25 protein-coding genes and 2 pseudogenes are annotated in these 21,887 nt (G+C 65.4%); 12 read left to right on the top strand and 15 right to left on the bottom strand.

Annotated elements, in window-relative coordinates:
- Positions 1-160: 160 nt before the first annotated feature.
- From AC3WLM_RS22165 to AC3WLM_RS22140, 6 genes and pseudogenes are all read right to left on the bottom strand, one after another.
- On the bottom strand, positions 161-1,828 hold the full coding sequence (locus AC3WLM_RS22165; RefSeq protein WP_037530373.1) for a type IV secretory system conjugative DNA transfer family protein: 1,668 nt from the start codon (positions 1,826-1,828) through the stop codon (positions 161-163).
- Between the two features lie 7 nt (positions 1,829-1,835).
- Positions 1,836-2,569, bottom strand: a pseudogene (locus AC3WLM_RS22160) (SIMPL domain-containing protein).
- Entirely contained in the window at positions 2,566-2,850 is a 285-nt protein-coding gene (locus AC3WLM_RS22155; protein ID WP_037530369.1) for a hypothetical protein, read from the bottom strand. Before AC3WLM_RS22155 ends, AC3WLM_RS22160 begins: the two are co-directional and overlap by 4 nt.
- A complete protein-coding gene (locus AC3WLM_RS22150; RefSeq protein WP_037530367.1) occupies positions 2,847-3,065 on the bottom strand; it encodes a conjugal transfer protein TraD in 219 nt (72 codons plus the stop codon). The genes AC3WLM_RS22155 and AC3WLM_RS22150 overlap by 4 nt, the downstream gene beginning before the upstream one ends.
- A gap of 16 nt (positions 3,066-3,081) precedes the next feature.
- Positions 3,082-3,408, bottom strand: coding sequence for a conjugal transfer protein TraD (locus tag AC3WLM_RS22145; protein ID WP_037530365.1), 327 nt, complete (start codon positions 3,406-3,408; stop codon positions 3,082-3,084).
- Positions 3,401-3,793, bottom strand: a complete 393-nt coding sequence (locus AC3WLM_RS22140; RefSeq protein ID WP_492478774.1) for a GFA family protein — start codon at positions 3,791-3,793, stop codon at positions 3,401-3,403. The genes AC3WLM_RS22145 and AC3WLM_RS22140 overlap by 8 nt, the downstream gene beginning before the upstream one ends.
- 38 nt (positions 3,794-3,831) lie before the next feature.
- Here AC3WLM_RS22140 and traA point away from each other — a divergent pair, with 38 nt between their 5' ends.
- The 6 genes from traA (at position 3,832) to AC3WLM_RS22110 (ending at position 11,193) form a co-directional block, all read left to right on the top strand.
- Positions 3,832-6,762 (top strand): Ti-type conjugative transfer relaxase TraA, encoded by a 2,931-nt coding sequence (gene traA / locus AC3WLM_RS22135; RefSeq protein ID WP_492478772.1) that lies wholly within the window; start codon positions 3,832-3,834, stop codon positions 6,760-6,762.
- A gap of 9 nt (positions 6,763-6,771) precedes the next feature.
- The gene (locus tag AC3WLM_RS22130) at positions 6,772-7,509 is read left to right on the top strand and encodes a DUF6118 family protein (RefSeq protein WP_037530440.1); all 738 of its coding nucleotides are present in this window, start codon (positions 6,772-6,774) and stop codon (positions 7,507-7,509) included.
- Positions 7,509-7,778: a TehB family protein gene (locus AC3WLM_RS22125; RefSeq protein WP_037530438.1), complete on the top strand. Its 270-nt coding sequence runs from the start codon at positions 7,509-7,511 to the stop codon at positions 7,776-7,778. The genes AC3WLM_RS22130 and AC3WLM_RS22125 overlap by 1 nt, the downstream gene beginning before the upstream one ends.
- A gap of 10 nt (positions 7,779-7,788) precedes the next feature.
- The gene (locus tag AC3WLM_RS22120; RefSeq protein ID WP_492478771.1) at positions 7,789-9,081 is read left to right on the top strand and encodes a serpin family protein; all 1,293 of its coding nucleotides are present in this window, start codon (positions 7,789-7,791) and stop codon (positions 9,079-9,081) included.
- Between the two features lie 678 nt (positions 9,082-9,759).
- On the top strand, positions 9,760-10,044 hold the full coding sequence (locus tag AC3WLM_RS22115) for a WGR domain-containing protein (RefSeq protein WP_037530430.1): 285 nt from the start codon (positions 9,760-9,762) through the stop codon (positions 10,042-10,044).
- 516 nt (positions 10,045-10,560) lie between these two features.
- Entirely contained in the window at positions 10,561-11,193 is a 633-nt protein-coding gene (locus AC3WLM_RS22110; RefSeq protein WP_037530427.1) for an RNA polymerase sigma factor, read from the top strand.
- Positions 11,194-11,714: 521 nt separating this feature from the next.
- On the opposite strand, the gene AC3WLM_RS22105 is transcribed toward AC3WLM_RS22110, so the two are convergent.
- Complete coding sequence (locus tag AC3WLM_RS22105; protein WP_125945570.1) at positions 11,715-12,875, bottom strand: IS110 family RNA-guided transposase; 1,161 nt, start codon at positions 12,873-12,875, stop codon at positions 11,715-11,717.
- 173 nt (positions 12,876-13,048) lie between these two features.
- Here AC3WLM_RS22105 and AC3WLM_RS22100 point away from each other — a divergent pair, with 173 nt between their 5' ends.
- Both AC3WLM_RS22100 and AC3WLM_RS22095 read left to right on the top strand, forming a co-directional pair.
- Entirely contained in the window at positions 13,049-13,966 is a 918-nt protein-coding gene (locus AC3WLM_RS22100) for a GGDEF domain-containing protein (RefSeq protein WP_306286410.1), read from the top strand.
- Positions 13,967-14,054: 88 nt separating this feature from the next.
- The gene (locus AC3WLM_RS22095; RefSeq protein ID WP_037530425.1) at positions 14,055-14,255 is read left to right on the top strand and encodes a hypothetical protein; all 201 of its coding nucleotides are present in this window, start codon (positions 14,055-14,057) and stop codon (positions 14,253-14,255) included.
- Between the two features lie 78 nt (positions 14,256-14,333).
- Here the strand turns inward: AC3WLM_RS22095 and AC3WLM_RS22090 are convergent, their stop codons facing one another.
- On the bottom strand, positions 14,334-14,705 hold the full coding sequence (locus AC3WLM_RS22090; RefSeq protein WP_037530422.1) for a response regulator: 372 nt from the start codon (positions 14,703-14,705) through the stop codon (positions 14,334-14,336).
- A gap of 141 nt (positions 14,706-14,846) precedes the next feature.
- Here AC3WLM_RS22090 and AC3WLM_RS22085 point away from each other — a divergent pair, with 141 nt between their 5' ends.
- Positions 14,847-15,449: a sensor histidine kinase gene (locus AC3WLM_RS22085; protein WP_084215202.1), complete on the top strand. Its 603-nt coding sequence runs from the start codon at positions 14,847-14,849 to the stop codon at positions 15,447-15,449.
- A 340-nt stretch (positions 15,450-15,789) separates the two neighbouring features.
- On the opposite strand, the gene AC3WLM_RS22080 is transcribed toward AC3WLM_RS22085, so the two are convergent.
- From AC3WLM_RS22080 to AC3WLM_RS22060, 5 genes are all read right to left on the bottom strand, one after another.
- A protein-coding gene (locus tag AC3WLM_RS22080; RefSeq protein ID WP_492478770.1) for an IS5 family transposase occupies positions 15,790-16,547 on the bottom strand; the annotation gives its coding sequence in 2 pieces (ribosomal slippage) (positions 15,790-16,214 and positions 16,214-16,547; 759 coding nt in all).
- 24 nt (positions 16,548-16,571) lie between these two features.
- Positions 16,572-17,126 carry a hypothetical protein gene (locus tag AC3WLM_RS22075; RefSeq protein WP_492478769.1) on the bottom strand — a complete coding sequence of 185 codons (555 nt, stop codon included), beginning with the start codon at positions 17,124-17,126 and terminating at the stop codon, positions 16,572-16,574.
- Between the two features lie 95 nt (positions 17,127-17,221).
- On the bottom strand, positions 17,222-17,869 hold the full coding sequence (locus AC3WLM_RS22070) for a histidine phosphatase family protein (protein WP_007406334.1): 648 nt from the start codon (positions 17,867-17,869) through the stop codon (positions 17,222-17,224).
- Positions 17,870-17,885: 16 nt separating this feature from the next.
- Positions 17,886-18,182, bottom strand: coding sequence for a type II toxin-antitoxin system RelE/ParE family toxin (locus AC3WLM_RS22065; RefSeq protein ID WP_007406359.1), 297 nt, complete (start codon positions 18,180-18,182; stop codon positions 17,886-17,888).
- Positions 18,179-18,457, bottom strand: a complete 279-nt coding sequence (locus tag AC3WLM_RS22060; protein ID WP_037530383.1) for a type II toxin-antitoxin system ParD family antitoxin — start codon at positions 18,455-18,457, stop codon at positions 18,179-18,181. The genes AC3WLM_RS22065 and AC3WLM_RS22060 overlap by 4 nt, the downstream gene beginning before the upstream one ends.
- A gap of 511 nt (positions 18,458-18,968) precedes the next feature.
- Between AC3WLM_RS22060 and AC3WLM_RS22055 the strand changes: the two are divergent.
- The 3 genes and pseudogenes from AC3WLM_RS22055 to AC3WLM_RS22045 all read left to right on the top strand — a co-directional run bounded on the left by AC3WLM_RS22055 (position 18,969) and on the right by AC3WLM_RS22045 (position 20,613).
- Positions 18,969-19,601: pseudogene (locus tag AC3WLM_RS22055) on the top strand (transcription elongation protein SprT).
- Positions 19,602-19,675: 74 nt separating this feature from the next.
- Positions 19,676-20,317 (top strand): AAA family ATPase, encoded by a 642-nt coding sequence (locus tag AC3WLM_RS22050; protein ID WP_007406350.1) that lies wholly within the window; start codon positions 19,676-19,678, stop codon positions 20,315-20,317.
- A 17-nt stretch (positions 20,318-20,334) separates the two neighbouring features.
- Positions 20,335-20,613, top strand: a complete 279-nt coding sequence (locus tag AC3WLM_RS22045) for a hypothetical protein (protein ID WP_007406335.1) — start codon at positions 20,335-20,337, stop codon at positions 20,611-20,613.
- Between the two features lie 28 nt (positions 20,614-20,641).
- Here AC3WLM_RS22045 and AC3WLM_RS22040 read toward each other — a convergent pair whose 3' ends face one another.
- Both AC3WLM_RS22040 and AC3WLM_RS22035 read right to left on the bottom strand, forming a co-directional pair.
- Positions 20,642-20,968, bottom strand: a complete 327-nt coding sequence (locus AC3WLM_RS22040) for a hypothetical protein (RefSeq protein ID WP_007406305.1) — start codon at positions 20,966-20,968, stop codon at positions 20,642-20,644.
- 82 nt (positions 20,969-21,050) lie between these two features.
- Positions 21,051-21,887, bottom strand: a complete 837-nt coding sequence (locus AC3WLM_RS22035; RefSeq protein ID WP_492478768.1) for a replication initiation protein — start codon at positions 21,885-21,887, stop codon at positions 21,051-21,053.

The raw sequence follows: 21,887 nt of genomic DNA, 5'->3' as shown, positions 1-21,887 counted from the left end.
CCAACGGTGAGGACCTACCCCAAAACTCACCTTTAGCGCGCCAAAGACCGATTTTCCGCGTTTTCGTCGTGTGGATACGCGCAGCGCGATACGGCGGAACGCAACCATGTAGATATACAGGTGATATTATAACGCTTGCGGCCACGCCGGCTGCGATCGTTTAAACGCTCAGCACCGCGTCGAACCGCCCGGCGAACTCGCGATCGGCATAGTAGGCGAGCTTGGTGGCGACGATCGGCCGCTGGCCGGCGAGGAACAGCAGCTCCAATTCGCCGGGTATCGCGCGGACCTCATCGGGAGTGAGCAGGGCGCGGCCGACATGCTGGGTGCCGAACGAGACGCCGGTTTCCTCCGCGTCGAGCGCGCGGCTCATGGTTTCGAACACGACCGTCTCCTGGCCGAGCAGATCGGAGACGAGCTTGGCGCTGTCGTGATCGTTGACCCCGAACACCTGGAGCACGCCGGCGTTGGACAGGAAGGTGCCTGCGCGGCGCTCATAGGTGGCGCGAAGCTGATGCACGTCCTGCAGGATCGGCCAGAGCTGGACGCCATAGCCGGCCATCAGGCCCATAGCCCGCTCGACCGGATCGAGGCGGCCGAGCGCGGCGAACTCATCGAGCAGGAACAACACGGGGCGGGGAGGGGCCGTGCCGGCGCGCGCCAGATCGGTCAGCCCTTGCGCGACCATCAGGCGCAGCCAGCGGGCATAGGTGGCGAGCCGGTCCGGCGGCAGGACCAGGAACACACTCGCTGGCGTTGCTTTCAGATCGGCGAAGGCGAAATCGGAGCGGCCCAGCACCGCCGTCATGCGCGGGCTGTCGAGAAAATGGGTGTGGCGCTGCGCGGCCGAGAGCACGCCGGCGGCCTCGCGATCGGACTTGCCGAGATGGCGGTTGGCGGCGCGTGCGACCAGGCCGCCTTGTGCCTGCATATCCGCGAGCAGGGTGGCGAAAGCTTGCGGGGCGAGCGTCAGATGATCGCGCAAGCTTGCGAGGGTGCGGGTCGCGGGCGGCTCGCTGGCGACGATATGCAGGATCAGGCCGGCGATCAGCGCCTTGGCTTCCTCGTTCCAATGCGCTTCGCTGGCTTCGCCGGGAGCGTCATAGACCAGCGCGTCGGCGAGCGTCATGGCGTCGTCGGCGAGATCGAGGCCGGCAGGGTCGATGCGATCGAGCGGATTGAACGCCCCGCTAGGCTGGCCCGTTACCCCGAACGGATCGAGGACATGGACCGGCCCGAACCTTGCCCGTTGGCGTGCGGTGACGCGGGCGTTCTCGCCCTTGGGGTCGATGCAGACCACAGAGCCGGGATAGTCGATCAGGTTGGGGATGATGGTGCCGATGCCCTTGCCGGTGCGCGTCGGCGCGATCGTCAGCAGATGGGCGGGGCCGGCATAGCGCAGCAGCTTGCCCGATTTTCGATCCCGCCCGATCAGCAGGCCCTCGCTTTGGGCGAGCGGGCGCGCCTCGCGATCGGTGGCGAAGCGGGCCGAGCCGTGGGTGGCGTCGCCGTCAGGGCCGCCATAGCGCAGGATCAGGGGTTGGAAGAGGGCGCGCAGCGTCACGAGGATGATGACCAGGAAGGTGAGCATCATCACGGTCTGATAGATATGGGAATCGCGAGCCAGGCCGAGCAGCGAGTGCAGCACGAATTGCATCCCGCCAGCGAGCACGATGCCGACGATCAGGAACAGGATGGCGACGCCGAACAGGTGGCGGATCAGCTTGACGGGGCTGAGCGTCAGCGCCGTGATCGCCCATATCGGATTCTGGCGCGCGATCCGGGTGAGGTTGCGGATCGCGCGGCCGAGCTGGCGAAACCACTCCATCGTCAGCTCACTTCACCGCCAGTGCGAAATCGACGCGCACCGAGACGATGCCGGCATTGGTGCCGGCCATGACGGGGGGCGCTTGTTCTGCCTGCACCGCGACGACTGGCGGCGGTGCGACCATGCGGGCGTCCATCTCCGCGATCGGCGGCATGTAGCCACCTTGGCCGCCATCATGAATCGAGAGCACGCGCGTGATCCGCAGGCCCGCCGCATCGGCATAGGCTTGTGCCTTGGCGTGCGCTGCCTTGTAAGCCAGGCTGTAGGCGCCGAGGTTCGCCTTTTCGGGATCGGCACCGAGAGGTTGGGGCCGGAGACGATATTGGCGCCGGCGGCGGTGACGGCCGCGATGGCATCCCCGACGCGGGCCGTATCGCGGACCCGCACCGACACGCTGTTGCTCGCTTCGAACTTGCCCTTGTTGGTGCCGTAGTCGATGCGGCTGACCGACAGATTGCGGGTCTGGATATCGCGTGCCGGAATGTTGAGCCGGCCAAGCGCGGCCGTAATCCGGTTCATGGTTTCGGCGTTGCGGGCGCTGGCGGCCTGCGCATCGGCCGCGATGCTCGACAGGCCGGCGGTGAACAGCGCCTGGTCGGGCGCGGCTTCGGCGCGGCCGGTGCCGGTGACGGTCAGCAGGGTTTCGTCGGAATCGAGCCCGCGCGGGTCGGGAGCGGCGGGGGTGCAGCCGGTCAGGACAGCCAGGCCGAGCGCGGCCGTGAACAGTGCCGCGCCTCTCACTTGCCCGCTCCGATCGGCGTGATCGCCAGCGCCGGATCGGCGTCGGGATGACCGAGCAGCTTGAGAAGGATTTGCGTGGCGAGGGGAGGGGGTACGGCCTCGTCGCGCAGCATATCGAACAGCGCGTCCTCATCGGGCTCCAGCGCCATGTCTTCGATCGCGAGGTTGGCGCGGGATTCAGCATCGGCTTCGCGCCAGGCCGCGACCTCGGCCAGCGAGCCGCGCCTGAAATGCAGCGCACGGACCTCGGCCCGGATCGCCTCGACATCGAGTTTGGTCATTGTGTTTCGCTCCCTTCCGCTTCCGCGTCGAACGCGCGTTTGCCGCGCCGCTTCCACAGCGCGAGCGCATTGCCGTCCTCGCGCGCCTTTACCGCCAGATCGAGCAGTGCGCCGTAGAGGGTGGCACGATCATCCTCGACCAGCTCGACCAGACCGGCTTTCTGGACGAGGCCGCCCAGCTCGATCAGGTGGCGGGTGCGTTCGCGGCGTTGCATCACCCAGCCCCGCGTATCAGCTCGCCGCTGTCCCGCTTCCGCCCGTAGCATCGACGCCCGATTGTGCCGTTCCATCGTTGCCGTCGATTGCAGCAGCGCCGCCAGCTTTGCGCCCGCGCCGCTGAAAGAAGGCGGCGCCTTTCGCGCGCCACGCCTCCCTTACGTTGGCGTCGTTCGATCCGATCGCATCGAGCAGCACGCCGGCGAGAGTTTCAGCGTCGAGCGCATCGGCTCCGGTGGCGACAACGAGCTGGCCAAACTGTTCCACCTTCCGCGCCTTGAGGGCTCGCGCCTTGTCGTTCAGCGCCTTCAATTCGGCATCGTAATCGCGCACCTTACGCATCCCAGGATTCCTTCGTCTGCTGTTCAGGAAGGCCGGCACCGCAGTCGGCCCAAGGGAGGCGACTTTCGACGCCATAATGATGGTCAGGTGTGACCCGTTCGGGATGATCGAGCGTGCCGACATGGAAGGCGACTTCATCCGTTTCGATGCCGCTGGCCTCATCGTAGTGCAGGGTGAGCGGCGTACCGCACTCGCCGCAGAACGATCGGCGTGCGATCGGTGACGAACGGTAGCTCTTCTGCGTATCGCCGTGCCAGCCAACATCGTCCCATTTGACCCATGCGAGCACCGCGAAGGCGCTGCCGGTCGCGCGCTGGCACATTGAGCAATGGCAATAGTGAACACGCGGCGCAGCCGTCAGCACGTAGCGCATCGCTCCGCAAATTGCCGACGTGCGCTTTAGAAGGCAGTATAGTGGCCGTCATGGCGATCTACCATTTCTCGGCCAAGGTCATCAGTCGCGCCAACGGATCGAGCGCCGTTGCGAGCGCGGCCTATCGTTCGGCGTCCGAGCTGCACGATGACCGGCTCGGGCGCGATCACGATTTCTCCAATAAGGCCGGCGTCGTCCATTCGGAAATCATGCTGCCCGAAGGCGCGCCGGAGCGTTTAAACGATCGTGCAACCTTGTGGAATGAAGTCGAGGCCGGGGAGAAGCGCAGGGATGCGCAGCTTGCCCGCGACGTGGAGTTCTCAATCCCGCGTGAGCTGAACCAGCAGCAAGGCGTGAACCTCGCCCGCGATTTCGTGAAGAAGCAGTTTGTCGAGCGCGGGATGGTGGCGGACCTCAATGTGCATTGGGACTTCGCCGAGGATGGCAGTCCCAAGCCTCACGCCCATGTCATGCTGTCGATGCGCGAAGTCGGGCCGGAGGGGTTCGGCAAGAAGGTGCGCGACTGGAACAGCACGGAGCTGTTGAAGGAATGGCGCGAAGCGTGGGCCGATCATGTCAACGAACGGCTTGCGTCGCTCGATATTGACGCGCGGATCGACCATCGCACGTTGGAAGCGCAGGGGATCGCGCTGGAGCCCCAGCACAAGATCGGTCCGGCAGGATCACGGCGTCTGGATCGCGGCGAAGATGCCGAGCGCGCCGACGATCATCTGCGCATCGCGCGTGAGAATGGCGAGAAGATTATCGCCAGGCCGGAGATCGCGCTGGACGCGATCACGCGCAGCCAAGCGACGTTCACGACCCGCGACCTGGCCATGTTCGTCCACCGCCATAGCGACGGCAAGGAGCAGTTCGACTTGTGCGTGAGCGCGGTGCGTGCCAGCCCCGAGCTGGTGGCGCTGGGTAAGGACGGCCGCGACCAGGAGCGGTTCACGTCGCGCGATATGATCGCGGTCGAGCAGCGGCTTGAACGCGCCGGCGATCAGCTTGCGGAGCGTTCCGGGCATAGTCTCCCGGCGGCATCGCTAGCAAGGGGGCTGGACACCGCCGGGAGTGGCGGCCTGACACTCGGTGAAGATCAGCAGGCCGCTCTGGAGCATATAGGAAGGAGCGGCGATCTTGCCATCGTCGTCGGCTATGCCGGGACCGGCAAGTCGGCGATGCTCGGCGTCTCGCGTGAGGCATGGGAGCGCGAGGGCTATACCGTGCGCGGGGCGGCGCTGTCGGGCATCGCCGCCGAGAACCTTGAGGGCGGTTCCGGCATCGCCTCAAGGACGATCGCCAGTCTCGAGCACGCATGGGGACAGGGGCGCGAGCAGCTTGGGCCGCGTGACGTGCTGGTGGTGGATGAGGCTGGCATGATCGGTTCGCGGCAGATGGAGCGGGTGCTGTCGGCCGCGCGCGACGCCGGCGCGAAGGTGGTGCTGGTCGGCGACCCCGAGCAGTTGCAGGCGATCGAGGCGGGGGCGGCGTTCCGTTCGCTGGCCGAGCGGCACGGCACGGCCGAGATCACCGAGATACGCCGGCAGCGCGAGGTCTGGCAGCGCCACGCCACCAAGGCCCTCGCCACGGGTCGCACCGGCGAGGCCGTCCACGCCTATGAGGCGCACGGCATGGTCCATGCGGCCGAGACGCGCGAGCTGGCCCGGGGCGCGCTGGTCGATGGCTGGGATCGCGCGCGCCAGGCCGATCCGGACAAGAGCCGGATCATCCTTACCCACACCAACGCCGAGGTGCGCGAGCTGAATCAGGAAGCGCGCGAGCGGGTGCGCGCGTCGGGCGGGCTGGGCGATGACGTGCGTGTCTCGGCCGAGAGGGGGGCGCGGGAGTTCGCCAGCGGCGACCGCATCATGTTCCTCAAGAACGAGCGCGACCTTGGCGTGAAGAACGGCACGCTCGGCACGATCGAGCGCGTCGGGCCGGAGGGCATGGCGGTGAAGCTGGACGATGGCCGCAAGGTGGCCTTCGACCTCAAGGACTATGCCCATGTCGATCACGGCTATGCCGCGACCTTCCACAAGTCGCAGGGGGTAACGGTCGATCAGGCGCATGTGCTGGCGACGCCGGGGATGGACCGGCACAGCGCCTATGTCGGTCTGTCGCGGCACCGCGACGGGATGCAGCTCCATTATGGCCGCGATGACTTCGCCGATCAGCGCCAGCTCACCCGCACGCTATCGCGCGAGCGCGCCAAGGACATGGCGGGCGACTATGCGAAGCCCGAGCAGGACCAGGCCCGTGCGTTCGCCGAGCGGCGCGAGATCCGGTTCCCGGAACGCGCGCGTGAGATGGTCGCCAAGGTCCGCGACAAGGCCAAGGGCATGTTCGCCGGGTTCAGGCCGAAACCGGCATCACCCGAGCTGGCGGGCCGCGACGGCAAAGGCGGGGGGATCGATACCGGCTCGGAGCGGGGATCGACCGCGCCCAGTCAGGCCAGGGCGATCGAGCGCTATGCGCGCGCGCAGGCCGATATGGACCGGATGCGCGACAAGGGCTTGCCGGTGCTTCCGCACCAGCAGGCGGCCCTGGCGAAGGCCGGCGACACGCTCGACCGGGTGCGGCCCCATGGCGCGCGCGACCTCGCATCCGCGTTCGAGCGCAATCCGGCGCTGGTGCGCGAGGCGGCCGAGGGCAATCCCGGCGGGGCGGCGCGGGCGATGGCCGAGGAAGGCCAGGTGCGCACCAGCCCCGAGCGTCGCGCCGACCGATTTGTGGAGCGCTGGCAGAACATGGCGCGCCAGCGAGCCGAGCTTGCGCGCAGCGGCGATCGTGCCGGCGCGGAGCGCACGGGCAAGAAGATGGAGAGCCTGGCCGGAACGCTGCACCGCGATCCGCAGCTTGAATCGGTGCTGCGCCGCCGTGCGCCCGAGCTGGGGCTGGAAATGCGCCGGGACCGTGCAATCGAGCAGGAGCTGACCCGCTCGCTTGCCATCGGCCGCGACCGAGGGATGAGCCGGTAAGGAGAGAGAATGGCCGACGAGCAATGGGAGGAGGGCGGCGACGCGGCGGCCGAGGCGTTCGCGCAGCTAGAGGCCACGGTCGAGCAGATGCGCGGCGAGGTGGCGTTGATGCGCCGCGCCGTGGAGAGCGTTGCGGCCGAGCGCGCCAGCATCGACGTGCCGGATTATTCCGAGACGTTGGGGCATATCGCGCAAGGGCTGGAGAGCACCAACGGGCGGCTCGATCAGATCGCGACGGCCATCGTGAAGTCGCCGGCGCTGGCGATGACGCCTGCCCAGATGGCGGCGCAGATCAACCGCGCGGCGGTCGAGCTGCGCAGCGCCGACCATGCAGCGCTCGCAGCCGCCACCGACGAGATGAAGCAGCATGCGCGCGAACTGCGCGGCGTGGTTCATTCCGCGCACACGGCACGAGACCAGAAGGACCGACAGCTATGGTTCGGGCTGGGCGGGCTGCTGATAGGCATCCTGCTATGGTCCTTCCTGCCCGGTCTGGTGGCGCGCGAGATCGTGCCGGCGAGCTGGCAATGGCCCGAACGCATGGCGACGCGGGTTCTTGCCGAAGCGACACCGTGGGATGCCGGGCAGCATCTGATGGCGAGTGCGTCGCAGCCGAGCTGGGAGGCGATCGTCGCGGCCGACAGGTTGCTGCGCGACAATCGTGAAAAGATCGAAGGATGCCGGCAAGCTGCAAGGAAGGCGGATCAGCCGGTGCGATGCACGGTCCAGGTAGGAGTGAAGAGGTAATGGCGATTCCCTACCGCTCGACACCCATATTCGATGAGGCCACATTGCCCGCTGCCTTGCGCTCCGAGCATCGCACCAAGGCCGGTGTGTGGGGCGTGATCCGGGTCATCGAGGGGAGATTGAAGCTCACCTGTCTCGACCCTGCCTCCGAGGTGATCCTTACACCCGATCGGCCAGGGCTGGTTCTACCGGAACAGCCGCATTTCGTGGAACCGCTCGGAGCCATGCGGATGCAGGTCGATTTCTACGATCAGCGGCCAAGCCTCTAGGGAGAGAGCCATGCGTAAAGCAGCCTTGTCATTCCCGTTTCTCGTGAGCCTGGCGCTTGGTGGCTGCGTGACAAGCGCTCCGGCACCCAAGTTCGGCAGGTCTCCTCCCGGGCCATCGGCGCGAAGCGAGGTCACGCCTTGGGCGCTAACTTATGGTGCGGCGGTGATGACCGCCAAGGTCTACCCGCACTTGGCAGCGACGGCCGATGCAAACGCCAATCTGTTCATCTCCCCGGTCAGTCTGTCACAGGGCCTGGGGCTTGCTTACCTCGGTGCGCGAGGTGTCACACGCGACGAGATCGGGCGCGTTCTGGACTGGCCTTCGGTCCCGAATGCGGCCGTGCCTATCAGAGCCTATAATGCCCAGCTCAGCGATACCGGCAATGCCGATACCACGCTCGGCATCGCGAACGCGCTATGGCTGGCAAAGGGATTGCCGATCCGGGGCGAGTATGTCGCCGAGGCGCGCTCCGGCTTCGGGGCGGCTCCGGAAACGGTCGATTATGCCGGTGATCCCACCGGAGCGGCCGCACGGATCAATGGCTGGGTCTCGCGCGAGACGAAGGGTAGGATTTCGGAGATCGTCTCTCCGAGCGGCTTCGGAGATGACACCGCCGCTGTGCTGACCAACGCGCTTTACTTCAAGGCAAAGTGGCAGGTGCCGTTCGAGGAGACGGAAACGCGGACCTTCACGCGTGGCGACGGCACGCGCATTCCGATCACGATGATGAAGCGGATAGGCCGGTTCGACTATCGCGAGACCCATGAGGGAGAGGCGATTGCCCTGCCTTATGGCGGCGATGGCAGCTTCGTGATGGAAATCTTCCTGCCGCGCGACACGGCGACCCTGCGCCGTTGGGAGCGCGAGATGAAGGGGGTCGATTTCTTCGCCGGCGAGCAGGGCGGCAATGATCGTTTCGACCTGGCAGCGGAGCAGGCGCGCGAGATGCGGATCATTCTGCCCCGCTTCGAAGCCAGGTTCGATGAGAGCGTGAAGGCAGCGCTGATCGCAGCGGGAATGCCAAGCGCCTTTGACCAGCAGCGTGCGGACCTGTCGGGAATCGCCAGCGGTGCGCGCCTGGCGATCGATGACGTGGCGCACGCGACCTTCCTGCGTGTCGATGAGGAGGGCACCGAGGCAGCGGCGGCGACCGCAGTGAAGATCGTCGTGACCAGTGCGCGGATGGAGCCCAAGGTGCCGGAGATGGTGGTCGATCGCCCCTTCCTCGTTACCTTGCGCGACCGGAAGAGCGGCGCGGTGCTGTTTTTCGGGCGCATCGCCGATCCGACCGCGATTCCCTAGGCGCACAAGGGCATGCTCCGTTCAGCCGTGCTAGCATAGCCTCCCGGCATGATGATGGTATCGCTTTTCCGAGCGATCGGCACGGCCCTGGCCGGTGCGGCGTTGAGCGCGCCCGCGTCCGCCCTGGCGTGTTCGTGCATCCTGCCCGACAACATTGAGGCAGCGGGACGCGCGGCGTTCGCCAAAGCCGATCTTGTTGGTGAGTTGGAGATAGGGCGGGCGCCGGTGACGGCACCGCGCAGCTTCTGGTGCGGGTCGGACGGACGAGCGCGACCGTGGTTCAGGCCCGGGCAGCAGATCGAGCAGAGCCGCCCCGCGCGCGTTATCCGGATCATGAAGGGCCGCGCCTCGGGGCCAATCCGCATCCGCACCAGTCCGGTGATGAACATAGGAGGCCGCTGCGGGATGACGGGGAATAGCTGCCAGGTTTCTCTCGGCCGAAGCGCCGTTCGGACCGGCCCCATGCTGTTTCGGCGCGTTGCGCCTGGCACCTACGAACCCTTGGACGTTTGCACTCAGTCGGCATTCACCACCTGGTTCGAACAGCGTCAGAAGCGACGTGAACTCCCGCACACGAGGTAACAATGCGAGGAACCATCGATTTCCTGAATCACCGGCGCGTCATTGATTCAGGAAAGTCGCCGGACTTTGGAGCCGTTGTTTTGTAGGCTCCGCGCCATGAATGGCGCGAACCTTTCCCTGCCCGAACCGATCGAGCTGGTGGCGCTCGATCCGGCGCGCAACATCCGCCGGCGCTACAGCATTTCCGTGAGCCTCGATCTTTTCGGCATGATCGTTGTCGAAGCCCGCTGGGGCCGGATCGGGGCACACGGCCAAGCCCAGCGGCACGCCTTCGCCGATCGCGCGGCGGCCGACCGCCATATCGCTACGATCCTGCGGCGGCGCGGAACCGCCGAGACGCGGATCGGGGTGCCTTATGAGCTGATGATCGCCAAGATTTGAGCCGCCACCGTCAGCGGCCCGCTGGCCGCTTGAAGAAACAGCCGGTGCTACGGCCAGCATGTTTGCCGGCTCAAGCGGCGCATCCTCTCGACAGTCCCGACGACCATCGGCTTACCGTAGCGCTCCGCATTCTCGCTGAAAATGGTTCCGCAGGACAGGATACCGGCGGTGCGTCGCGCGTCGGGCATTCGCCTGTGAGCGCTACGGCGGCGATGTTCATGGCGCGCTCGCGTCGAAATGGGCGCTCCGGGAAAGCCTCGCGCCAGATCTTTTCGGCCATCGATGCAAGCTCCTGCGGTGTCGGCGCGCGAGCCTCACGAATGCACGCTATCAAGGCGCGCGGAAACAGCCGCTCCATCGTCTCTCTCCGATTGCGATATGGGAGCCTTATAGCACGGATGGAGGCCTGATCGACCGAGACGGGACGAAGCGGGCCTTGAAGCGGTCTGGCCGGCAACATCGTCGGGGCGGGCATCCTATATCGCTTTGAGCAGGAGAAGCCTGCCGGAGAATGAGATGCCGCCCACTGCGCCTGCCCGCGTTCCCGTGCTGATCGCCATGCCCGACGATGAATTCGGCGCCGCGTTGCTTGAGCAGGCAGCCGCGCTTAGCGCCTATGCCCGGCGACTGACCGGAGGCGGCGCCGACGCCGACGACCTCTTGCAGGACACCATGCTTCGGTGCTGGACTGCGCGCGCCAGCTTCACGGCGGGAACAAGCCTCGCCGCCTGGGCGCGGACCGTGATGAAGAACAGCTTTCTCACGGGACGTCGCCGCGCCCGCTTTCACGCCGACCTGCCCGAGGATGCACGCGACCGGATGCTGAAGGTGGACGAGACCCAGAGCCTTGCCATCTGGCTGCGTGACACGGATTGGGCGCTCAGCGAACTTCCGCCTCACCAGCGCGAGGCGGTGCTGCTGGCGAGCCAAGGCGTGTCCATCGAGGACGGAGCGGCGCAACTCGGCATTGCAGCAGGCACGTTCAAGAGCCGCATCGCACGCGGGCGGACCCGGCTGCGCGCCCTCATCGAGGAGCGATCGACGCCGTTGCTGGCCGACAGGACCGGCCGTGATACGCCCGCGTCAGTGACCAAGCGGCCCATCCACCTGCGGAAAAAGCGGGACTGGCGGGGCGTCAAGATCGGCTGATCTGCGATGTTGCCTGTCGGCTTGTTGCTTTTCTTAACGGTTTGCCGGTAGCGTGCGCGCACCTGCGGAGACGCGGGTGGAGGCGTGGAAACCTCCTGAAACACGAGCCGGTCGAGCTTCATCGACCGGGTGGCGGGCGCGCATGTCCAAGCCACCCGGCCAAAGGCGTCCGCGCCTGACGTGTTTCAGGTTTCCAACACTCTCTAGCTGAGGTCCCCTCGTCTGGGGGCAACGCTGGCGACAACTACTTCATCATGGTTCGCCTGTTCTGGCAACGTCCTTGTGGTCGGTGTCGATCAACCCGGGGTGCAACAGTCTCTCCGGGGTCATGCGACGGCTGTGGTGAGGCAGCCTTGTCACGGTCGCATGCCGCAAGGGGGTGGATTCGTATCGAAGGGTGGCGCTTCAACAACCGTAGCTCGGGGTCATCGCTGCCCCAAAGTTGAAAGCGAAGTCGCCGGTCCCTCCGCCTCCCGGGAGGATCGTACCGTCCATCGGACGGATGGGGTGAATAGGTGGGGTCAGACGTGCGCGGCCTGCATCATCTGGCGATGCGGCTCGACCGTCTCTGTCTTGAACTGGAAGTGGGTGCCGTCGCGCCACATGCCGAACAGGATGATGGCCAGCTTGCGCGCGACCGCGATCCGCGCCTTGTTGAAGCCGATCTTCTTGGCAAGCCGCAGACCCCAGTCCTTCAAGGATGAGAACGTCTTGGTCGCCGACAGCATCACGGTGGCGGCGGTGACGAGGTGGGTGCGCGTCAGCCGGTTGCCCATCTTGCTGATCCGCCCATGCACCAAGCTCTCGCCCGACTGGTAGACGCGCGGGGTCAGCCCGAGATAGGCGGCGACGTCGTCGGCGCGGCGGAAGCGGCTCGGCTCCTCGATCGCGGTGAAGAACGACAGGGCGGTGATGGCGCCGATGCCGGGCACCGCCATGAAGCGCCGGCAGATCGGGTTGGCGGCGGCCAGCGCCTCCAGCTCGGCCTCGATCCGGTCGGCATCGGCTTGGAGCCGCTCGCACAGGTCGAGCACCGGCACGATGCGCGGGCGCATGTTGATGCCGTCGCGGTCCTGGATCTGCAGCAGCTGCTCGACGACGCGGGTGCGGTAGGTGGCGGCCGACTTGGCACCGGCCTCGACCTGGCCTCCATAGACGCGCAGCAGCCCGCGGATCATGTTCTCGTTGGCGACGCGCTGCTGCACCAGGCGATGACGCATGATGAGCTGGGCGCGCACCTCGTAGCAAGCCGCAGTCTTGACGTAGACCTCGGTCAGATAGTCGCGCCCGGTGCGGGTGATCTCGGCGATGCCGCGCGCGTCGTTGGTGTCGGTCTTGTTGCGCTTCAAGGACAGCACGCGGTGCACCTGAAGCGCATCCATTACCGCCACCTGATAGCCGAGCCGGCGCAGGCCGCCCGACAGGTGCACCGACATGGCGCCCGTCTCCATGCCGACCGCCGCCACGTTGGAGGTGAAGTTCTTCGCCAGATAGCGTCCGATCTCGGTCGGGTGCGTCTTCATGGCGCACTGGTGGACGACCTTCCCGTCGCCATCGAGCACGCACACCGCGGTCGACTTCATACCCACATCGAGGCCGACCCAGACACGGCCCCGCGCCGGGTCCGCCTCCGCCGCCGCCCGCACCGCCAGGATCTCGGGGTTGCTGATCTTCTTGGTCATCGTGGCTCTCCTCTCACGACGCCATCGTGCACCCCCCGGACAGAGAAGACCTCAGCTAAACCACAACCGGTTCAGTGGCCGGCACGTCTCCGAAATGGGGCGTGCCGCCGGCTGCACAGGAACACTTGGGGCGGGAATGAGCTTGGAGAACCTTTTGACCGAGTAGGACATGCGTGAATAGTCATCTGCCTGTCGGCCGTCTCGCCGATCGTCTTCATTCCCTGCCACGCGAACGCGCATGGTTCGCGATCCTCCTCAGCGTCACGGCGCTGGCGCTGGCGGACGCACATTTTCCCCGGATAGGTCTCGCGCCACTCTATATCCCGATTGTCTGCGCCGCCTGCTGGGCGCTGGGCAGCCGTGCTGGCTATCTGGTGGCGATCGTTGCGGCGGTCCTCACTGTCGTGCCGCATCTTGCCGAGCTGCCAAGGCTCTCCCCCGCCCTGTTAGGGGCGCGGATGGCCGTGCGCGCGGTCACGTATGTTTTCGTCGCCGCCATTGTTCTCAGCTTTCGCCGCTCGTTCGATCGGGAGCACCACCTGGCGGCGCGCGACCGCATGACCGATGCCCTCAACAAGGAGACGTTCCGCGAGCGCGTGATCGATCGTCTCGATCTAGCGGTGCCTGCCCGGCAATTCTTCCTGCTCGCGATCCTTGATCTCGACGATTTCAAGGGCATCAACAACCGCCACGGCCATGTTGCCGGCGATGAGGTGCTGCGCGCCTTCGCGCAGGGCGCGCGGGAGACCATCCGGCGCGAGGATGATTTCGGCCGGATCGGCGGCGACGAGTTCGCCTTCTTGCTTCCCGTCCATTCGGCCGAGGAAGGGGTGTATTTCGCTCGCTTGCTTCACAAGCGCCTGTCGTCGGTTCTGGCCGGCACGCCTCATCCGGTGACGTGCAGCATGGGCGCGCTGCTCATCTCGCCGGATACTCCGCGCGACGAGCCCTCGTTGATGCACGCGGTCGATCAGCTCATGTACGCGGTCAAGCGCGCCGGGAAGAACGCCGTAGAGATCGGCCGCGGAACGACCGGTCGAGACCGGGACACCCCTGTTCCGTCCAGGCTCCGGGTGATGGAGGCCACATGACGGGCGAGCAGCCGGACGGGGCTCATCCGAGCGATGGGCGGAGCTTTCGCGGACGGCTACAGTTCACATTCCTTCGCAGGAGAGGCGCATGGACGAGCGGGCACAGGAGATCGCGACTGCGATCAGCCTCATGAAGAGGGCGATGGCTTCGCTCGACAAGGCCGACGAGCGCGGCAATGTCGCCGTGCACCTTCAAGCGGCGCTCGACGCGGCCGAGGACAAGTCCCCCGAACAGCAACGCGCCGAAGCCGCTGCCCTTGAGGCGCGGCTGTTCCCTCCGGGGGAATAACTGTGCAGCCACCCGATGCTTGCTGCCGGAGCGGGAATAGAAGGTAAAAGTTCCCGAGGTCCGAGGGCGGGCGGGGGCTTAGCAGGCAGCATCAAGCGCGCGGCAGAGCGCCCCGATCAGAAGCTCACGCGACGCGGGCTTGTGGCAGGTCGGGCGTGAGGCGTGGGCAGCCGGGATCATGCTGGCCGTGCCCGTGGCGAAGATGAAGGGCACGCCGCGCCGGTCCAGTTCGTCCGCGATCGGGAACGAGGTTTCGAGGCCAAGTTGCACATCGAGGCTGGCGACGTGGGGCGATGAGTCAAGCGCCGCGAGGGCGTCCCGCACGCAATCGACAGGGCCGAGGACTTCGGCACCGGCATCGGATATTATCTCAACCAGCGTTGCCGCGACCCAATAATCATCTTCAACAATCAGCACGCGAAGACCGGTGATTCCGCTTTGTGTAGTCATGTCGCACCAAGCACTTACGCAGCCGTTCCACCGGCCAGCCAGCAACGCGCCGTCCGGCTCTGTAGCTCCACACGGAGGTGCAAAATGTTCGTCTTCGGCTGTCCATTGATCTAAGTAGCCGAGCAGGGGGCGCGTAGAATTATGGTCGATACTGAAACCCGGATTCGTGAGCTTGAGCATCGGTTCAGGAACATTCTCACTGTCGTTCGCTCCCTTGTCAGCCAGAGCTTGCAGGCGGCCGATTCGATCGAAGACGCCCGATCGACCACTGACGAGCGATTGGCGGCGCTGGGCAAGGCGACCGAGCAGCTTCTATCTCACGACTGGCAGGCGGCACCCCTGCCCGCGCTCGCAGAAAATGCGCTGGGCCACTTCACTCTCTACGCGGAGCGGCTTCGCCTCGACGGCCCCACGGTCACGATCGGCCCCAAGGCGGCGATGACGTTGACCCTCGCCTTTCACGAGTTGGCGACGAACGCGATCAAATATGGTGCGCTGTCCAACGAAACAGGCACGATCGAGCTGACGTGGAAAGTGCTGGGATCGGGCACCGAGGCCGAGCTTTGGATGCAATGGACCGAACGTGGCGGCCCGCCAGTCGTCAGGCCCGAGCGGCGGGGCTTTGGGTCGCGGCTGATATGCACGGCCGCGAGCCGCAGCTTGCGCGGCCGTGCCGAGCTGGAATTTCCCGTCTCGGGCGTCGTGTGGACCTTGCTCGCCCCTCTGGCCGCGATCGAGCTATGATCGAGTCCGGATACGGAATCCCCCGCCGCTAGCCTTGGGTTCATCGCGCATGCCGGTCTCCCCGGCCCGCGCTCCTTGCCCGACTGGATACCTCTCGCCACTTCGATCGTCTCTTTGTCAGGGCCTGAAATCCGGAGCACGTCTGAATGTCCAAACCACTCTCCCCCGAAACAATGGCTTTGGTGAAAGCTACGGCGCCTGCGCTCCAGCAGCACGGCGTGGAGATTACCACGCGCATGTATCAGCGCCTGTTCGTCGATCCGGAGATCAAGGCGCTGTTCGACATGGCCGCGCACGAATCCGGCGCGCAACCTAAGCGCCTAGGGTCAGGACTCGTTGATCACAGCCAGAAGATGACGGTGGCAGCGAGGGCGATGGCGGAGAAGAAGGCCGTAGGGCAGCGATCGTAGCGGGTGGCGACGCGGCGCCAGTCTTTGAGGCGGCCGAACATGATCTCGATGCGGCTGCGGCGCCGATAGCGGCGCTTATCGTACCGGACGGGCTCGTTGCGCGACCTGCGGCCTGGGATGCAAGGCTGGATGCCCTTGGCCTGAAGAGCGTCCCTGAACCAGTCGGCGTCGTAGCCGCGGTCGCCGAGCAGCCACTGCGCTTTTGGCAGGTCGTCCAGCAGCGCGGCCGCACCGGTGTAGTCGCTGACCTGACCGGCGGTCATGAAGAAGCTCAAGGGGCGACCGTTCGCGTCGGCGACGGCATGGAGCTTGGTGTTCATGCCGCCTTTCGTGCGTCCGATCAGGCGGCCGAGATCCCCCTTTTTACCCGCAGGCTCGATGCCGTGCGGTGCGCCTTCAGGTAGGTCGCGTCGATCATCACCGTTTTGGGTTCGGCGCTTGCGTTCGCCAATCCCTCCATCATGCGTGTGAACACACCGGCCTCGCCCCAACGCTTCCAGCGGTTGTACAGCGTCTTGTGCGGGCCGTACGCGCCAGGAGCATCGCGCCAGCGCAGCCCGTTGCGGTTGACGAACACGATGCCGCTCAGCACCCGCCGGTCATCCACTCGGGGCTTGCCGTGGCTCTTCGGAAAGAACGGCCGCAGCCGCTCCATCTGCTCATCCGTTAGCCAAAACAGGTCGCTCATCCCGGTCTCCTCGCGGAGCCTGAATCAGATCGCGACGCTCATATCAATGGGTCCTGACCCTAGCGCGCTGAGATCGCGCACGAGCCGCTCTTGTGCACTGCGCAGTTCCGTCAGGGTCGGTCCGGGCCGGTCGAGCGGGATATAAAGTGGATCATTGGTATATTTCGCCAGTGTCTCCGCCGCATCGCGAGTGAACGCGACCACCACGCCATATTTCGGCTGATGCTGGATCCACAGGCCCGCGAATGTATCTGCCTCATTCGCGTGGAGGGTTTGTGCTAGGGTGCCGATATCGGCATCGGGGGCTGGCGGCGCAGGGCGTGGCCCCGGCTCGCTGCGCGGTCCAATCGCGCCACGGTTCTGGATTTCCATCTGCCGCTCAGCCTCTTTCACGCTGACGCAATAGGCGCGGGCGTAGAGCGCGTTTTCAGAGAACTCGCCTTTGTAGTTCTCGATCGCCTCGATCTCTTCGGGCGTCAGGTTCGGGCAGGTTTCGGACAAAGGCTTCTGCTCCTGCGCAATCACAGGAACCGCCTTGGCAATAGCGAGAACGCTGATAGCAAGGGCGAGATTTCTCATTCGGCTTTCTCCAGCGGAGTGTCGGATCGGCGATGCAGCCGAAGAAGATGAGCGCGCTGCTGGCACGGTCGCGGATGGCGAGAAGGAAAGACCGGTCAACGATCATAGTTGGGGCATTGGGGATGATCCGGCATCCAGTGACCGCTGTCTTCACAGCCGGGGCCGCAGCGGAATCCGACCCGTTCGGCGTTGCTGATCGCGGGCGGTTCGCCTTTGCGCCAGAACCCGAGCATTTTGCCTCGGTCATCCAGATGGGTGTCCGTGATGATCGCGCGTGCGGCCTGGATGAACTGCCCATGCCCAAACACATAGACCAGCGACCCGGCAGGCATGGCTGCGAGGCGGGCCAGCGCCGCCTCGCAGCGCCGTAGCAAGGTGCCGAAGCTCTCCGCCCCCTCGCCGTCGCAATAAGCTGGGTCCGCCTCACGCCAATAGCGTTCGAGGTGCGGCATCCTCTCGGCGCTGCGCGTGCCGTTCCAGCGCGCCGGTTGCAGATAGGTGAACTCCTCGATCGGCCACACTTCCACCGGCGCGTCGGGAAAGCGGGCGATCGTCGGCGCGGCTGTCTGCTGGGTACGGGTATAAGGCGACGTGACGATGAGCGCCGGCGCTTCGGTCCAGCTCGCCGCGACCGCGCGCGCTTGTTCCTGACCGCGCTTCGTCAGCTCGATTGTCGCCAGATCGTGGCACGGCATGCCGGCATTGCCGGTGCTTTCGCCGTGGCGGATGAATATCGCTCTCATGGTCCCGTCGCTCCCCTCAATTCAGTTGCAGGGCAGCGTCGTGATCCTGCCCGGGGCCAATGATCCGATGGACGAAGATGCGATCCGGCTCGACGGAATAGAGAATCCCATATCCCTTGTGGGACCGACGCCTGATCCCATGCTGTTCGTAGCGCGGGACGAGCGGGAAGGCGCGGGGCATGTCGCCTATGCGTTTCGCGGTGTCGCGCAGCTCGCCAACGAACGAGATCGCGCGGGCGGGATTGTCCTTCTCAATATAATTGCGGATGCCTTCGAGGTCGCGCCTAGCCCGTGTGGACAGCGTGACCTTCATTGCCGCGCTTCACCGCTCGTTGCCTGAATGTCGGCAATGATCGCATCGCAAACTTCATCGAGGTCATGACCGCCACCAGCCTTCATCTCCTGAAGGCTTTCGTCGATCGAGGCATCGAGTTCCTTCAGCCAGCGTTCTTCATCGACGATTGCGCTTTGATCGCGGCGGATCAGGTCACGCACATAATCGCTGACACTGGCATATTGGCCGCTGTCGATACGGTTCTGCACATAGTCCCGCATCGGGTCAGGCAGGGAAACATTCATGGTAGCCATCGGCTGATACCTCCAATCAGCTATATATGGCAAAAATTGCCATGATGTTCAACCGGACCCATCCTTCCCGCTCACATATCGTGTTGGACTTCAAATGTGTGGCATCTGTATATCATAGAGCTATCAATCTGCGTTCATTATGATAGTTTAAAGGAAGCTCGGGCGCGACCCTTCGGGCACGGCTCTATCTCCGCGTGACCGCTCCGACCAAGCCCGCAAGCGGTCTTGGCGCATAAGCGTGACGATCCTCGCGTAAGGCAGGGGCGTTGCCCCTGCCTGTCGTGCCGGCGTGCGCCGGCGAGGATCTTTCATTTGAGGGGAGAGAGCGTTCCGCCCCCCTCTCCCCAGCAACGGGAATAGACGGGCCGTGGCTCACTCTGCTGCGCCTCGCTGCGCCCGCTCCACCCCGCCGATTCCCGCTGCCCCCCTCTCCTGCCGGCGTTCTTGGGCGTCCGTGTCCGGCCGATGGCCTGGCCATCGCCGGTCAGGCGATTTGAAGGGAGTAGAAGGCATGGAACAGGACAACCGGGAAAGCTGGCTCAATCGGATGGCGGCGGGCATGGCCCCGCTGTTCGAGGCGTTGGACGCCCCTCTGCCCGCACGCGTGCGGGTCGCGATCGGCTTCACCAGCAGGGGTGCCAAGGGCAAGGCGATCGGCGAGTGCTGGGATAACCGGCTTAGCGCGGACGGGCATTTTGAAATCTTCATCCGCCCCGACCTCGCCCACGACCCCGACGCCATGCCGGCGCAGATCGCGGGCATCCTCGCCCACGAGCTGGCCCATGCCGCCGTTGGCATCCCAGCGGGCCACGGGAAGGCGTTTAAATGGGTCGCGCTTGGACTTGGCCTGATCGGGCCGATGCGCGCCACGACTCCCGGCGAGGCGTTCCTTGCGGCGGTGGCACCAATCCTCGACGCGGCAGGCCCCCTCCCCCATGCTCGGCTCGACACCGCCGGCGAGACAACCGCGCCCAAAAAATAGACGACCCGGCTGCTCAAATGCGAGTGTGAGACATGCGGCTATACGGTGAGGACCGCGCGCAAATGGCTGGAACTGGCCGGAGCGCCGGTCTGTCCGATCGAGGGGCACGGCCCCATGCAGCACGACCCGCTCAACGAGGACGATCCCGAGCCAAAGGAGTGAGCATTATCTGTATATCACAGCGATGGACAGATCATGCCAAAGCGCATAACGATAGCTCGCACAGTGAGGGCGCTATGATACTGGCAGTCGGAAACACCAAAGGCGGCGTCGGCAAGACCACGCTCGCCGTCAACCTAGCGGTTGCGCTGGCGCTCGCCGGCCGCGACCTCTTGCTGGTGGACGGGGACGAACAGGGCACCGCCCTCACCTTCACCCAGCTTCGCACCGAGCGGCTTGGCGAGGCCGGCTATACTGCCGTGGCGCTCACCGGCGCTGCGCTGCGCAGCCAGGTCCGTCAGCTCGCTGGCAAGTATGACGACATCATTATCGACGTGGGCGGACGCGACACCGGCTCGCTGCGCGCCGCGCTAACCGTCGCCGACACGCTGCTGGTCCCGGTGCAACCGCGCAGCTTCGATGTGTGGGCGCTCGATCAGGTCGCGGCGCTGGTCGCCGAGGCGCGCGAGATCAACGAGGGTCTGCGCGCCGTCGCCGTGCTCAACGGGGCGGACGCGCAAGGAGCGGACAATGAAGCGGCCTTGGAGATGATCGGTGACATCGAGGGGATCGAGGTGCTGCCCACGTCGATCGTGCGGCGCAAGGCGTTCCCGAACGCGGCGGCCGAGGGCAGGGCGATCCTTGAGCAGAGCCCGCGCGACCCCAAGGCGATCGACGAGCTGACAGCGCTGATCGGTGCCGTCTGTATATCAAGATAATATCGGAGTGCACGTCGATGGCTATCGCCCGTAAACCGAACAGCAAGCCGAAAGCTCCGGCCGATGACACGGCGGCCGACGCCTTTATCGCCGGCGCAGCGAAACCGGCGGCCGCGCCGATCGCGGCGGCCGAGGAAGCAGGGGAGGGGAGCGAGCCACGCAAGTCGCCGGTGATGCTGCGCTTTGATCGGGCGTTGCTCGCGAAGGTCGATGCGGCGGCCAAGCGGCGTGGGATCAGCCGCAGCGCTTGGATTCAGTTCACCGTTAGCCGCGCGCTCGACGCCGGCGAAGGGTGAGGCCGATCGAGATCGCTCCATTTTGGAGCTATCTGCCCAGCTCTTCCAGTTCGCCAAGCAGCGGGCCGAAATAGCTTTCACGCGCGGCGAACCCACCCAACGCCCACCATGCGGCGCGGCGTGCCGCCGAACCAGGAGGGTGGCGCTTGTTGAAGCGCTTCGCATCGCGCGCGAGCCCTGCGCGCAGCTCGCCATCGTCTTGCCAGTTTCGGCCTTGCCAGAGGTGCATCCGGGCATCGAGGCTTTCCCAGAGCGTCTCTTCATCCTGGCACGAGGTGGAGGCGAGCAGGTCATGGAGCCAAGGGAAGCGTTCCCGCGTCAGCAGGCGATGGACGCGGATTTCCCCATCATGCACCCACCATTGGGTCTCAATGTCGCAAGGGGGAGGCTCGACAGTCACGGTCCGCAGCGCGAACGGTGAGTTTTGGGGTAGGGGCTCACCGTTGGGCGGCGGGCAGGCTGAAATCCACCAGCACCGGCATTTCGGGAATGCCGCCTCGCAGCTTGGCCCGGCGCACGATGCTATGCTGGTCGATCAGGTTTTGCGCGTCGCGGCGTCCGCTCGACGTTTTGGGCAGCCACATCATCGCCACGCGCTCGACCTTGCGGCCCTTCTTGATCGGCGTGAACTCGACATAGAACGGGCAGAGCTTGTTGATTTCGTCCTGCGCCACCTTGAGGCAGTATTTGTTGAAGTCGGCGAAGCGGTCGAGCTTGCCATCGGGCACGTTGAGCAGGCCGCGCAGCTCGGCGACGGTGAACTCTTCAGATTGCTTGTATTCGAGACCAATGCGGCGCTCGATCATTTCATAGAGGCAGAGCGCGTATTTCGACTCGAAACAATACATCACCTGCGTCTTAAGCCGCGCATAGACCTCGCTGTTGCGCAGTATCTCGATCAGCTCCTCGGGAATGCGGTAATGAAGAAAACCGTCCTTTTCGAGGCTTTCGTCGCTCGGGCCGAGGAGCTGGACGCGGCGCTTGAAGCTCTTGCCACCCTTGCGGATGGTGACGATCGCGATCGTGCCCATCAGGCGCAACAGCGAGCTTTCGATCCGCTCATTGCCCTGGTGCGTGCCTTTTAGTGCTGATTTGGCGATGCGATGGATCACCGGCTCTCCAATCCGGTCCCAGGCATTGGCGATCAACAGATTATAGATGCGGCGATCGGCGAGGGTGAGGGGAGACAGCTCGACAATATCGACCAGCTCGCCTGGCTTCACGATTTCCCCGTAATTGGCAGGATCGAACGGGTTGCCGCGACCGCGCTGCAT

The sequence above is a fragment of the Novosphingobium sp. FW305-C-30-35 genome, from assembly GCF_058783135.1.
Note: the sequence above shows the minus strand (reverse complement) of the source record. Positions and strands in the feature narration are given on the sequence as shown.

Excerpts from the sequence above, each read along its gene's own strand:
- AC3WLM_RS22165 (WP_037530373.1), bottom strand. The coding sequence starts at position 1,828 with ATGGAGTGGTTTCGCCAGCTCGGCCGCGCGATCCGCAACCTCACCCGG.
- AC3WLM_RS22155 (WP_037530369.1), bottom strand. The coding sequence starts at position 2,850 with ATGACCAAACTCGATGTCGAGGCGATCCGGGCCGAGGTCCGTGCGCTG.
- AC3WLM_RS22150 (WP_037530367.1), bottom strand. The coding sequence starts at position 3,065 with ATGCAACGCCGCGAACGCACCCGCCACCTGATCGAGCTGGGCGGCCTC.
- AC3WLM_RS22145 (WP_037530365.1), bottom strand. The coding sequence starts at position 3,408 with ATGCGTAAGGTGCGCGATTACGATGCCGAATTGAAGGCGCTGAACGAC.
- traA (WP_492478772.1), top strand. The coding sequence starts at position 3,832 with ATGGCGATCTACCATTTCTCGGCCAAGGTCATCAGTCGCGCCAACGGA.
- AC3WLM_RS22130 (WP_037530440.1), top strand. The coding sequence starts at position 6,772 with ATGGCCGACGAGCAATGGGAGGAGGGCGGCGACGCGGCGGCCGAGGCG.
- AC3WLM_RS22125 (WP_037530438.1), top strand. The coding sequence starts at position 7,509 with ATGGCGATTCCCTACCGCTCGACACCCATATTCGATGAGGCCACATTG.
- AC3WLM_RS22120 (WP_492478771.1), top strand. The coding sequence starts at position 7,789 with ATGCGTAAAGCAGCCTTGTCATTCCCGTTTCTCGTGAGCCTGGCGCTT.
- AC3WLM_RS22115 (WP_037530430.1), top strand. The coding sequence starts at position 9,760 with ATGAATGGCGCGAACCTTTCCCTGCCCGAACCGATCGAGCTGGTGGCG.
- AC3WLM_RS22110 (WP_037530427.1), top strand. The coding sequence starts at position 10,561 with ATGCCGCCCACTGCGCCTGCCCGCGTTCCCGTGCTGATCGCCATGCCC.
- AC3WLM_RS22105 (WP_125945570.1), bottom strand. The coding sequence starts at position 12,875 with ATGACCAAGAAGATCAGCAACCCCGAGATCCTGGCGGTGCGGGCGGCG.
- AC3WLM_RS22095 (WP_037530425.1), top strand. The coding sequence starts at position 14,055 with ATGGACGAGCGGGCACAGGAGATCGCGACTGCGATCAGCCTCATGAAG.
- AC3WLM_RS22090 (WP_037530422.1), bottom strand. The coding sequence starts at position 14,705 with ATGACTACACAAAGCGGAATCACCGGTCTTCGCGTGCTGATTGTTGAA.
- AC3WLM_RS22085 (WP_084215202.1), top strand. The coding sequence starts at position 14,847 with ATGGTCGATACTGAAACCCGGATTCGTGAGCTTGAGCATCGGTTCAGG.
- AC3WLM_RS22075 (WP_492478769.1), bottom strand. The coding sequence starts at position 17,126 with ATGAGAAATCTCGCCCTTGCTATCAGCGTTCTCGCTATTGCCAAGGCG.
- AC3WLM_RS22070 (WP_007406334.1), bottom strand. The coding sequence starts at position 17,869 with ATGAGAGCGATATTCATCCGCCACGGCGAAAGCACCGGCAATGCCGGC.
- AC3WLM_RS22065 (WP_007406359.1), bottom strand. The coding sequence starts at position 18,182 with ATGAAGGTCACGCTGTCCACACGGGCTAGGCGCGACCTCGAAGGCATC.
- AC3WLM_RS22060 (WP_037530383.1), bottom strand. The coding sequence starts at position 18,457 with ATGGCTACCATGAATGTTTCCCTGCCTGACCCGATGCGGGACTATGTG.
- AC3WLM_RS22050 (WP_007406350.1), top strand. The coding sequence starts at position 19,676 with ATGATACTGGCAGTCGGAAACACCAAAGGCGGCGTCGGCAAGACCACG.
- AC3WLM_RS22045 (WP_007406335.1), top strand. The coding sequence starts at position 20,335 with ATGGCTATCGCCCGTAAACCGAACAGCAAGCCGAAAGCTCCGGCCGAT.
- AC3WLM_RS22035 (WP_492478768.1), bottom strand. The coding sequence starts at position 21,887 with ATGCAGCGCGGTCGCGGCAACCCGTTCGATCCTGCCAATTACGGGGAA.